Raw genomic sequence first — 12,207 nt, 5'->3', positions numbered from 1 at the left:
TCATAAACATTCACATATCATGGGGAAGCGGACTAGAGTGTGTCTTCCAACTCAGGCGATTTACTAAGGAACACAGGACATCTTATTCGTCCCTCACGTCCTCTTTTAAAATTGTAAGGAACATGAGACATCTTATTTCCCAAAATCATCTGATAAAAACACTACAAAAGGCTATTTTTTCTGATATAGCGTGTCTCAGATTCCTTAGATTTCGGAGGACGTTTCAAATTCCCGAATAAGACGTGTCAGGTTCGTTGGCATTAACACCTAACACTAAACTCAACGCTATGTTAACGCATATCAACGAAAGCATGGGAAGATCTATCAAACCTTAGCAGTTAATCCCAATCTCCTTTATCACCAGACCGATAGTATTGTCCTCGTATCATTCTCATCCGTTAAATATTCGAGAGATTCAAATCCCTGTCTATTTATATGATTATATAATTCCTCGACTTTTTCTAGATCTTTACAATAAACCGTGACGTAGATACTATCGATCACAAGAAGAACCATCTGACACTCACTCTCCACATAATCTTCATAGGTGATTACATCTGTTATTTGTGTGCCTTTTGGAAATGCTTTTAAATTCGTAAATATTAAATAATACTCGTTGTTCTCAATAATCTTTTGTAATTCTTCTCCATTCATACCAATAATCATATCCGGAAAAAGATCATCCCCTAACGTATCACCCTCAATGAAATAGGATTCTTCTCCACCAATAAACCAATCGAAATTAGACACCTCCATTGGTTTTAAAATCTCTCCAAGAAAGCGACCATAGGCATTTGGTATTTCAAAACGTATTCCTCTGTTCATCTGTTCACCTCTTATCATTTTCAATTCGAAGCATGATAACAGTGCAGTTATTTCAATCGATATTTTTCATTATTTATAATTTCACTTACTATTTCAGGTAATTGTTCTTCTGTATAATGATTAGTATACAGCTTGTTATCTACTCTCAGATCCGGATGATTTTCAAAGTCATTCAGCAGGATTATACTTCTTTCTTTCATTTGATATTCTTCTGCTCTTAGACGGTCTCTACGAATAATGGTTTGACGATCAACCATTAATACAACATAGATTATGCGAACATGATAGTTTGCCAATTCGGTCATTAATCCATTAATGTCTTCCGGAAAGGCCACATAGTCCAGAACTACATCGTATTTATAGTCCAATAAGTTTTTCACTAGACTGAATATATTTGTCCAAGTTAAGTTATGTGTATCCTTATCAAGCCAGGGTTTACCTCGCCCTTTGACCGGAAAGTGACTAACCGCATCTCCAGAAATATACGCACTTCTCTCTAAAGTCTGAACCAGCAGCTTGGAAGTTGTAGATTTCCCTACTCCAGGGGGGCCAGATATAATATATAGGTTATTACTCATTCTGTATTCTCCTTACAATATCTTTTGGAAACTTCCAATATCCAGTTTTCTATCAAATTTATATCCGATCTCTTTAAACAGAGCACATTGTTCATAACCGTTTCTCTCAAATAATGATTTACTTCTTGTATTCTCCATGCAAATTGTCGCAATTAAGGTATGGAATCCTTGTTCTTTTGCAACCTTCTCAATGAAACCTAGTGCTTGTTTCCCCAAGCCTTTTCCCAAAATATCGTGCTTTAGAAATATGGTGACTTCACCACAGATATCATATGCCTGTTTGCTCTTATATTGGGTAATCAGAACATAGCCCATCATTTGATTGTTTTCAAGAATTACATAAGTTTTATACCGTGTATCTTTGTTCATTACAGAGGATTTAATCTGATCAAGATTTAATTCCTCCGTATGAAACGAAATCGTTGTATTCATTACATAATAGTTATAAATCTCTCTAATTTCAGGGAGGTGCTGTTCGGTTACCTCTTCAAAAGTCACAGTCGTCAATTACGATCCATCCTCTTCTGTTCATTTCTTCAACGATACCAGCGTCTATCCAAGAAATCCGACATCACCGCATGTTCTCTAAATCAGGAGGTAGGGAAAATCTCCCTTCTGTATTAGGCTCAAAATCATATGTATGAAATACCGCGTCAAGATTTAACTCACCGTAAATATGAGGATATTCCCTGCCTTCATTATACAGATCTTCCCATATAACTTCTGATTTTATTTTAGATGCATCCAAGCAAAGTAATACTAACCCCTTTGTCCCGGGGTAATTATAATTAGCCACAGCTACGATCTTATCCACAGGTGAGCAATGAATAAAACCTTCCTTTTCTAAAGATGCTGCTCTGTATACCCCATTGATCAACGCGGCTTCCCAATCTTTTCTTGAGAGTACATGTACAATCATCATCCTAAAATCCTCCTTAATAAAAAAGATAATTATTTGGATAGGACCTTCTTCAAAATGAGTTCTATGATTTCACTAGTCTCCAGATGATCGGTAATAATGCGAGTTTGAAATTGTTCATCCTTGAAAGCTTCAACACACTTTGGTGCTTGTTGATATTGCCAGCCTCCATATTCATCTCCACGTTTAGCCAAACGATGATAAATCGTCTCTTCTGTAGCCGTTAAGCAAAAATGATGAATGTTCTGATCGATCTCTTTCAACTCGTTATAAATGTAATTAAAGTTTTCCTCTTTATAGATGGTCATGGGGACAATTAAGTGTTTGTTGTATTTCTGCTTTACTTCTTTAGCTGTCTTTACGGTTAGAATTTTCCATAGATCGATATCTTGAAAATCATCCGTACGTTCCCTTTCCTCTCTACAATTCTCCGGAAGAAGTTTTCTGAGCATATAACCTATTTCTTCAGGATCGTAGATCATGCTGTTTGCAATTAAGGGCTGAAGTGCTTCTGCTGCAGAAGTTTTTCCCGAACCAAACGCTCCGTTAATCATAATGATCATGTGGTCAATCCACTCCTATTCCATAAATAGTTTCAATACAAACCAAATTTTTCCTATCCTCAATTTCATCCATTATAAATGTTTTTCTTCCACTTTTGTGTTACAAAATGGCCAAAAACATGATGAAATCCCATTGGATTAACCCAACGGGATTTCATCATCACGCATTATTTCTCAATTAACCTTGAACTTGTTAATGTATTTCCAAGTAATCAATATAGATATCCCATGTACCGTCATCGGCTGTTACAACCAACTCAATGACCTGATTTCCCGTTCCGTGGCTGATATTATTCAGGGTATAGACCGCTGGAGAGCTCCCGCCAAAGTAAAAGGTTCCCTTCGTCTGTCCGCCAATCTTCAAATCAACTCTCGCCATGTTGGCATTGTTTGAAGCTCCACGAAGTGAAAAATTGTGTGTGCTCGTTGCAAAATTCTGAGTATATTTAACCAAATCATTGTTAGCATAAAGGACCACGCCATTGAAAGGAGAACTGATATTGCCGGTGTATTGCCCACCTTTGGTCATATTCTCAGCTTCCACTTTTGTTCCGTTACTTGGCGGATTCGTAGTGCTACTATCGGGTGCAACTGCCCGACCGGTCGTTGATGAGATCATACCGGAGCAAAGGCCGCGATTCTTCAGATTTTGTGCAATCTGTGGAATGGCTTGAAGTGTCGTCTGGTACTGATCATGCATTAGAATGACGTCACCACTTTTCATCGTGTTCACTGCTGCTACAATCTGGGCTGCGCTGGCACCATTCCAGTCTTGGGAATCTACGTTCCACAGTATTTCCTTCAGGCCGTTTTGGCTCACAACGGATTTCAAGGTAGCATTTGTCGCACCGTAAGGAGGTCTGAACAGTTTAGGTGAACTTCCGGTAATGGACTGGATTGTCTGCTGTGTCCGTGTAATCTCTGACGACATCTGAGCGCTGTTTAATGTAGTCATATTCGGATGTGTATACGAATGATTGCCAATCCACATGCCTGCTGCCACCTGTGCAGTAACCAGCGATTGATTATTTTGCGCATTTTGCCCAACATTGAACATCGTTGCCCGTAAACCAGCTTGCTTCAACGCGTTAAGCATGTTTGTTGTATTTCCAGATGGGCCATCATCAAACGTCAGACCTACATAACCATTCGGACAACTTGCATCTGCAGCACGAGCATCGGGCACCGCCGGGATAGAAAATAAGGTACCAAAAAGTGCGAGAGATATTACCGCCTTTGCTAGCTTTACTTTAAACATAAAATTACCTCCTCATAATATATTCACAGCATACTACCTTCTACACTCCCTCTCTTTATCAAACTTTCACCCTCGAAAAAAGCGCTTTCATATACACGTAATCCGCTACGTCCTTTCTCATAGATAAGAGCTTTAGTTCAAGGTGAGTTCAGTATAAACGATAACTTTATTTAAAGTAAATTGAATTTTATCCAAAATGTTCTATTTATTCACGAATTCTAGAATCGCCTGTTGTACATCTCCCGTTTAGCACTCTCCTGTGTAAAAATGTCCTCCGGGGGCACCATGCGCTTTGGGAGTGTACGCCCTGCAATAATTTCTTTTGTAGCCTGCATAAGCTGAGGACCAAGCAGCGGGTTACATTCCACCACAGCGTTGATTTTCCCACTCGCCAGAATTTCAAGTGCTTTGCGGGAGCCGTCCACCGAGACAATGATAATGTCCTCTCCCGGCTTCAGCCCAACTTCTTCTATCGCTTGTATGGCGCCAAACGCCATTTCATCATTATGGGCAAAAAGAACCTGCGGCCGTTTGTCTTCCGGGACCTGAAGGAATTCTTTCATGACTTGTTTCCCGTTGTCCTCCGTAAAATCGGCAGGAGCACTTTGTGAGAAGATGATATCTGCTCTGGTGTCGAAAATGCTTCTAAATCCTTCACCACGCTGGATAGAAGGCGTAGAACCACTCGTGCCTTGCAGTTCGGCAATTCGTATCGATCCCGGATGATTTCGCATCCGATCCTGAACGTACTTTCCGGCCTTCACACCTTCCTCATAAAAGTCCGATCCAATCGTTGTCACAAAAAGTGAAGTGTCTTTGACATCAACTGATCGGTCTACGATGATCACGGGTATACCTGCATCCTTGGCCTCCTGAAGAATACCCTCCCAGCCCGATTCCACGACCGGTGCAATGGCAATGACATCCACCTTTTGTCTGATGAACGACCGAACAGCCTCGAACTGTTTCGTCTGAGACTGTTCTGCATTTTTTATCACAAGGGAGATTCCCGATTCTGCCGCAGCATTTCGAATAGACGTGGAGTTTGCCAGACGCCAGGCACTCTCTCTGCCCAGTTGTGAAAAACCCAAAACAATCGGTTTTATAGAGGTATCCCTTGCTACCGCTGATTCTATCCATTCCTCAACAGAGGGAAGAGTTTCCAAGTTGTTAGACGAGATGGGAGGAGGAACAGATTCAGACTCAGGGGTTGTGCAACCGACAAGCAGCAGTAGAATGAACAAGCACAACCCGTTCACATGTCTTCTCACTCACGCATCCCCCATCTCCATGTTAGTCTCTGCAGCCACCAATGCAGAGCACATCGTGTTATATCATTGTTTGGTATTTGTGTTCAGTTATTTAATTCAATTAACTTAATGCAGTGATTTCGAGGATACTCGCCTTCCGCTAAGAAGTCGCTGGAACAAAATAAAAACAAACAGCATTAGGCCAATCACAATCTTGGTCCACCATGAGCTGAGCGTACCTTCGAAGCTAATTATAGTTTGGATAGCCCCCTGGATCAATACACCAATAAAGGTTCCCGCCACATACCCTACACCACCTGTTAACAAGGTGCCTCCGATCACAACAGCCGCGATGGTATCAAGTTCAAGACCCATGGCGTGTAATCCATAACCGGATAACATATAGAAGGTGAAGACAACACCGGCAAGCGCGGAGCACAAACCGCTGAACGTATACACCAGGATTTTGGTACGTGCAACCGGCAGTCCCATGAGCAGCGCGGATTGCTCGCTTCCGCCGATGGCGTAAACGTTGCGCCCAAACCGGGTGTAATGTGCCAGGTAGATCGCGAGCAGTACAATAACCAGAGCAATAATCACATTAATGGAGACAAAACTGCCCCCTGGCAGGGAAATTTTCGCCTGCGCAACCTGTGTGTAAAATGGATTCGTAATGGTAATGGTGTCGAGACTGATGACATAACACAGCCCCCGCGCCAAAAACATGCCTGCCAGTGTCACGATGAAAGGCTGGATTTTGAAATAGTGGATGATCGCACCCATGACTGTGCCAAACAACGCACCCATGACAAGCACCATAGGTATAACAATCGCAGGCGACCACCCTTGCTTCTCGACCAGACTTGCGCTAATGATGGTCGTCAGCGCAATGACAGAACCTACCGACAGGTCGATTCCTCCCGATACAATCACAAAAGTCATGCCAATCGCCGTGATAATCAGAAAGGCGTTATCAATGAGAAGATTAAGCAGTACCTGAGTGGAGAAGAACCCCGTATAACGGAAAGAGCCTATAGCAAACATCACGGCCAGCAAGCCGAAGGTGACAAAGACCGGGAGATACTTACGATTAAGAAACATGGCGGTTAACCCCCTGTTCGGCTGGAAACTTCCGTTTTTTCCAACGGATCACCATGGAATTGCGGAATGAATCGGATTGAATCAAACAAACGGCCAGTACAACAAAGGCCTTGACAACCAACGTAACTTCTGGCGGGACTCCAATCATATAGATCGTCGTTGTTAAGGTTTGGATAATGAGTGCTCCAACGACGGTACCCATTAGATAGAAACGACCACCATTGAGCGAAGTCCCCCCGATGACTACAGCAAGAATGGCATCAAGTTCATACCACAGACCTGCGTTATTGCCATCCGCACTGGATACATTCGAGCTGAGAATAAGCCCGGCAATGCCGGCACACAGACCACAGAAGACATATACCGTGAGAATAACCGTTTTTGAACGAATACCTGCCAATCGGCTCGCGTTTGCGTTACTTCCGACCGATTCGATAAACAGTCCCAGTGCCGTTTTTCTCGTCAACAATGAGGCAACTATCAGCACAGTTAATACGATGAAGATGGAAAAAGGTAATGCTGCAAGCGAACCTGCCCCGATATAAGCGTAGTTCGCGTTGGATACAGTAATAATCTGTCCACTCGTAATCAATTGCGCAATCCCACGTCCAGCTACCATCAGAATAAGCGTTGCAATAATGGGCTGGATTCGGGCAACCGAAACCAGCGCCCCATTCCATATGCCCAAGATCAGGGAGAGACCTATAGATAATCCAAGTGCACCCAACACAAGCCCGAACGAACTCTGATCTACTCCTCTGCTGATGCTCATACAAGCCACGGCACCGGAGATCGCTACAATGGAGCCCACGGACAAATCAATACCTCCGGTCGCAATCACCAGTGTCATGCCGATCGATACCAGAATTAAAGGCGCTCCAAAATTGAGAATATCAATCAAGCTGCCATACAGATTCCCTTCACGCATGACGAGGGAGAAGAAATCCGGAGAGTACAGCAAATTAAAGATTAAAAGTAAACCAAGCATACATAACGGCCAAAACAAATGATGTTTACGCATCTTGCCCGCCATCTCTTTAACCTCCTGCCATTGCTTTCATGATTTGCTGTTGATGGATCTGATCCCCGCTAAGTTCTTGCACTTTTTTGCGGTCCCGGATTACGGCAATCCGGTGGCTGACACGAATCACTTCTTCCAGCTCGGACGAAATGAACAGCACGGCCATGCCCTGCTTCGACAGAGAGAGCACGAGCTTCTGTATTTCAGTCTTGGCACCGATATCAATTCCACGCGTAGGTTCATCGAGAATCAACAGATCGGGGTTCATCAGCAGCCACCGAGCAAGCAACACCTTTTGCTGATTACCGCCGCTCAGATTTTTAATTAAATGCTCCGGGTTTTTCGGATGGATATTTAACAGGTTGATGTACTTTTCGGCGATCTCATCCTGTTTCTTGCGTGAGATTGGTTTGGACCAGCCTCGTGTCGCTTGTAAAGCCAGAATAATGTTCTCCCGAATGGTCAAATCATCGATTATGCCTTCGGTTTTACGGTTCTCGGAGCAAAAAGCAATATTCTGATCAATTGCATGACGCGGCGACTTGACCGTACTTCCTGTATCTACAACGAGCAATTTGCCTTCATCTGAACGATCTGCACCAAAGAAAAGGCGAGCGATCTCGGTACGACCAGACCCCAATAACCCAGCCAAGCCTACGACTTCTCCTTTGCGAATGTCCAGATCGAACGGCTCAATTGCTCCTTTGCGTCCAAGTGCCTTAGCGGTAATTAACAGTTCTCCCGACTCCGCCTGGGCAGCATCCGCTTCCTTCGGAAGCTCCTCAAGCACCTCAAGCTCCTTGCCGATCATCTTGAGCACCAGTTCCATGCGTGGAAGTTCTGCGGCTATGTACTCTCCTTCCAATTCCCCGTTACGGAGCACCGTGAGACGATCCGACATTTCGTATACCTGATCAAGAAAATGAGTAACAAAAAGAATCGCGAGACCTTCACTCTTTAATTTGTGCATAATACGAAACAGTTGCTGAACCTCGTTTTTGTCCAGACTGGATGTGGGTTCATCCAGTATGAGCACTTTTGCCGAGATGCTGAGTGCTCTTGCAATTGCAATCAGTTGTTGAATCGCCACCGAATAGGTCTGTAAAGGAGCCTTAACATCGATGGACAGATGTAATCTGTCTCGCAGAAGGTTCTCCGCATCTTTGTTCATTTGCTTCCAATTGATTTTGCCAAATCGCATCGGCTCCCGCCCGATGAAAATATTCTCAGCAACCGTTAAGTTTGGACAGAGATTGACCTCTTGGTAAACGGTACTGATTCCCGCCTTTTGCGCTTCAAGCGGACCGGAGATCGAAAGATCCCGGTTATCCATCGTTACCGTTCCTTCGTCAATGGAATAAACGCCGGTCAGAACTTTAATAAGCGTGGACTTCCCTGCTCCGTTCTCACCCATCAAGGCATGAATCTCGCCCGGAAACAAGCGAAAGCTGACGCTGGATAGCGCTTTAACCCCGGGAAATTGTTTGGTGATGCCTGTCATTTGCAAAATGGGTGTTTGCTCGGCCATATAACCCTCTCCTTTGTTATGGAAAAAAGTCATTTAGCGACAGCCTGGTCGAAAAATGACTTTTCGGTGTTATACGAATCTGCTTTTAATATTCGCGTGTTGGCAATGCTTCTTTGGCTTGTTCCGATGTGAACGTTGTCTCGTCCGTTACGATTCGGGCTTCGATGTCTTTTCCGTCCACTACCGCTTGAACCGCTTCCATTAATTGAGGTCCTAACAGCGGATTACATTCAACGATAAAGTTGATTTTGCCATCAGCTGCAGCCTGCATCCCATCCTTCACGGCATCCACAGAGATAATGGTGATATCTACGCCTGGTTTCAGTCCTGCCGCTTCAATGGCCTGAATTGCACCAAGTGCCATATCGTCATTATGTGCATAGAGAACATCTATTTTTTTATGTGCTTTGAGGAAAGCTTGCATGACTTCTTTGCCTTTGGCACGTGTAAAGTCACCCGATTGTGAAGCAATCACTTTAAGCTTCGAATTGGAAGCAATCAATTCCATAAAGCCCTCTTGACGGTCATTCGCTGGTGCGGAGCCTGTTGTACCCTGCAGCTCAACGATATTGATCTCGTCTTGTGTGTCCTTGTATTGGTCACTAAGCCACTGACCTGCTTTGCGTCCTTCTTCTACAAAGTCGGATCCAATAAAGGTTTTGTAGAGGGTTTTATCTGGCGAATCCACAGCGCGGTCCGTCAAAATTACGGGAATGCCTGCATCCTTCGCTTCCTTCAATACGGTATCCCAACCGGATTCTACAACAGGGGAAAAAGCAATCACCGTCACCTTCTGTTGTATGAAGGATCGCAAAGCTTTAATTTGATTTTCCTGCTTCTGCTGCGCATCGGAGAATTTCAAATCATAACCCGCTTCTTTGGCTGAATCCTGAATCGACTTGGTATTCGCCGAACGCCAACCACTCTCCGCACCAACCTGCGAAAAACCAAGCGTAATTGTTTTGGCGCTGGCAGGTGTACTGCCATTCCCACTCGTTGAAGTTTCATTATCGGAGCCTGCTCCTCCATTGGTACTGCTACATGCCGTGCTGACCAGCATCACCATAGCCAATGTTATGGCAAGTCCCCACTTTTTTTTGGTTCGCATGTTGTGATCCTCCCTTTTTTCGTTTCACCTTGTGGTGTGACCACATTATAGAACGCTTTCATTCCGAGCTTATATGGAGTCTCATACTTTATTTATGTAATAATTTAGTAATTTCAAAAAATGGAGTCTAAAAAGTGTAATTTCTTTGTTTAATTGTGTAGTATTTAGCGATTCTCTTACATATTAGAAAATCATGTTATACTAATGATACATTTTTGATCCCTTCAGATGGAGTGGAATACGTTGAAACTCATTCAATGGATTGCTTCAAGCCTCAGGCTTAAATTACTCAGCATGTTTATCATCCTCAGTTCAGTACCACTGATCGTGGTTGGATTGATTTCTTACCACAAATCCTATACGGTCGTATCCAATCATAACAAGGCCTCGACACAGCTGGTTGCCGACCAGCTTGCCAGGAATATTGACATCTTGTTTGAGGATACGGAACGGCTGCTCGAACTGGGCAAGAACCCGCAGGTGCTTCAATACTTGTATTCTCAATCGGAGTCCTACCCGGAAGCCAAAGCCATCCTTCAGACATACAACCTTTATCGGGAAACCTACAAGTATGACAAGGTACTTAATATCTCGTTCGTGAATTTTTATGGAAAAGGCATAAGTGAACGAAAAGGCGTGTTCAAGCTGGAACGAAATCCGCTGCGTAACCCGTACTTCAAGTATCTGATACAGTATCCGGATGCCATTCTGCGCATCCCTCATTCTGCAGCCTATGCCGAATATAACAGGCTGGATGGGTTAGCTTACCCTAAACAGAATGCGCTTTCAATTATAACCACGGTCAAAGAGCGGATTACGCATGAGGTCATCGGGTTCATAGTAATTGATTTGAATGATTCGTTCATTGATGATTTTTTGACGAATACCCCCATTAAGGATTCCGGTTTTTTCTATATTAGTGATCAATACGGAAATACACTCTTCAGGCCGGATACCACCCCGGCATCCATAACCATGATGGATCAGATCCGATCGATTCCTTTACATCTACAGCACGACAGCTTTATCCTGTCTGCAGGATCCAAGCCCCAGTTTGTTGTATACAGCACCTCAATACAGACCGGATGGAAAATGATCGGGGTAGCTCCTTATCAGGAAATCATTGCAGAGGCCAATAGCATTCGCCAATTGATCATCATCACGGTGTTGTTAAGTGCGTTCTTTGCAATATCGTTATATTTTTTCCTGAATAATCGACTGATTCTTCCCATTCGGATTCTGATGAACAAGATGCGTAAAGCTGCAAACGGTTACTTGGAAGCCAAAGTCACACCACACGGCTCGGACGAAATTGCTGATCTGGGCAAAAGCTTCAATGTGATGCTGGATAAGCTCAAAACACTAATCGAAAAGAGCATTCGAGAGAATGAACAGGTGAAAATAGCTGAACTACGTACGCTGCAAGCTCAGATCAACCCTCATTTCCTCTATAACACGTTGGAATCCATTCTATGGATGGCTGAAGCAGAGAAAAAAGAAAATGTAATCAAACTTGTGCAAGCCCTCTCGAAGTTCTTTCGTTTGAGTCTGAACAAAGGATTCGACTGGATATCCATTCAAACCGAGCTTGAACATGCGCGGAGTTACTTGGTTATCCAACAGATGAGGTACCACGATATTCTCACCTACGAGATCAGCGTTGATCGTGAGCTTCAGGATTATCCCATTTTGAAAATGACGCTGCAGCCCCTGATTGAAAACGCGCTCTACCATGGAATCAAGAACAAACGCGGTCAAGGGCTGATATCCATCCACGGATATGTAGAGGACAATAGCATCATTCTGACCGTACAGGATAACGGAATTGGCATGTCTGCGGATCGATTGGCACAATTACGTGAAGAGCTGGAGAAGCCGGCTGGTTCCCGTTCACCCCAAGATGACGAGCAGGAAGGCGGATTTGGTCTGCTCAATGTACATCACCGGATTCGACTCTATTTTGGACCAGCTTATGGCGTTGAAATGAAAAGTACGTATATGGAAGGCAGCACATTTATGATTCGTATCCCCAAAAGCAAGGAGGTTAACCGTTGAA

General features: G+C 43.7%; 12 protein-coding genes. 1 reads left to right on the top strand and 11 read right to left on the bottom strand.

All coding sequences use genetic code 11. From position 1 onward, the window contains the following. Window positions 1–357 precede the first annotated feature (357 nt). From NZ043_RS21400 to NZ043_RS21350, 11 genes are all read right to left on the bottom strand, one after another. Window positions 358–825: a DUF2691 family protein gene (locus NZ043_RS21400; RefSeq protein ID WP_091031615.1), complete on the bottom strand. Its 468-nt coding sequence runs from the start codon at window positions 823–825 to the stop codon at window positions 358–360. 47 nt (window positions 826–872) lie between these two features. Further along, the gene (locus tag NZ043_RS21395) at window positions 873–1,403 is read right to left on the bottom strand and encodes an AAA family ATPase (RefSeq protein WP_339309183.1); all 531 of its coding nucleotides are present in this window, start codon (window positions 1,401–1,403) and stop codon (window positions 873–875) included. 12 nt (window positions 1,404–1,415) lie between these two features. After that, window positions 1,416–1,901, bottom strand: a complete 486-nt coding sequence (locus NZ043_RS21390; protein WP_339312822.1) for an N-acetyltransferase family protein — start codon at window positions 1,899–1,901, stop codon at window positions 1,416–1,418. Between the two features lie 73 nt (window positions 1,902–1,974). After that, window positions 1,975–2,325 (bottom strand): DUF952 domain-containing protein, encoded by a 351-nt coding sequence (locus tag NZ043_RS21385; RefSeq protein ID WP_289392126.1) that lies wholly within the window; start codon window positions 2,323–2,325, stop codon window positions 1,975–1,977. Window positions 2,326–2,354: 29 nt separating this feature from the next. Then, a complete protein-coding gene (locus NZ043_RS21380; protein ID WP_289392125.1) occupies window positions 2,355–2,885 on the bottom strand; it encodes an AAA family ATPase in 531 nt (176 codons plus the stop codon). A 193-nt stretch (window positions 2,886–3,078) separates the two neighbouring features. Continuing rightward, a complete protein-coding gene (locus NZ043_RS21375; protein WP_249911016.1) occupies window positions 3,079–4,143 on the bottom strand; it encodes a polysaccharide deacetylase family protein in 1,065 nt (354 codons plus the stop codon). A gap of 218 nt (window positions 4,144–4,361) precedes the next feature. Further along, window positions 4,362–5,414 carry an ABC transporter substrate-binding protein gene (locus NZ043_RS21370; protein ID WP_289392124.1) on the bottom strand — a complete coding sequence of 351 codons (1,053 nt, stop codon included), beginning with the start codon at window positions 5,412–5,414 and terminating at the stop codon, window positions 4,362–4,364. Window positions 5,415–5,519: 105 nt separating this feature from the next. Next, on the bottom strand, window positions 5,520–6,494 hold the full coding sequence (gene yjfF / locus NZ043_RS21365) for a galactofuranose ABC transporter, permease protein YjfF (protein ID WP_017689006.1): 975 nt from the start codon (window positions 6,492–6,494) through the stop codon (window positions 5,520–5,522). Next, entirely contained in the window at window positions 6,484–7,527 is a 1,044-nt protein-coding gene (locus NZ043_RS21360) for an ABC transporter permease (protein ID WP_339309182.1), read from the bottom strand. The genes yjfF and NZ043_RS21360 overlap by 11 nt, the downstream gene beginning before the upstream one ends. 4 nt (window positions 7,528–7,531) lie before the next feature. After that, complete coding sequence (locus NZ043_RS21355) at window positions 7,532–9,043, bottom strand: sugar ABC transporter ATP-binding protein (protein WP_289392122.1); 1,512 nt, start codon at window positions 9,041–9,043, stop codon at window positions 7,532–7,534. Between the two features lie 85 nt (window positions 9,044–9,128). Further along, window positions 9,129–10,151 carry an ABC transporter substrate-binding protein gene (locus tag NZ043_RS21350; protein ID WP_289392121.1) on the bottom strand — a complete coding sequence of 341 codons (1,023 nt, stop codon included), beginning with the start codon at window positions 10,149–10,151 and terminating at the stop codon, window positions 9,129–9,131. Window positions 10,152–10,394: 243 nt separating this feature from the next. Between NZ043_RS21350 and NZ043_RS21345 the strand changes: the two genes are divergently transcribed. Beyond that, window positions 10,395–12,206 (top strand): sensor histidine kinase, encoded by a 1,812-nt coding sequence (locus NZ043_RS21345; protein ID WP_339309181.1) that lies wholly within the window; start codon window positions 10,395–10,397, stop codon window positions 12,204–12,206. Window position 12,207: the final 1 nt, after the last annotated feature.

Source organism: Paenibacillus sp. FSL k6-2145, assembly GCF_037976585.1.
Classification (GTDB): Bacteria; Bacillota; Bacilli; order Paenibacillales; family Paenibacillaceae; genus Paenibacillus.
Note: the sequence above shows the minus strand (reverse complement) of the source record. Positions and strands in the feature narration are given on the sequence as shown.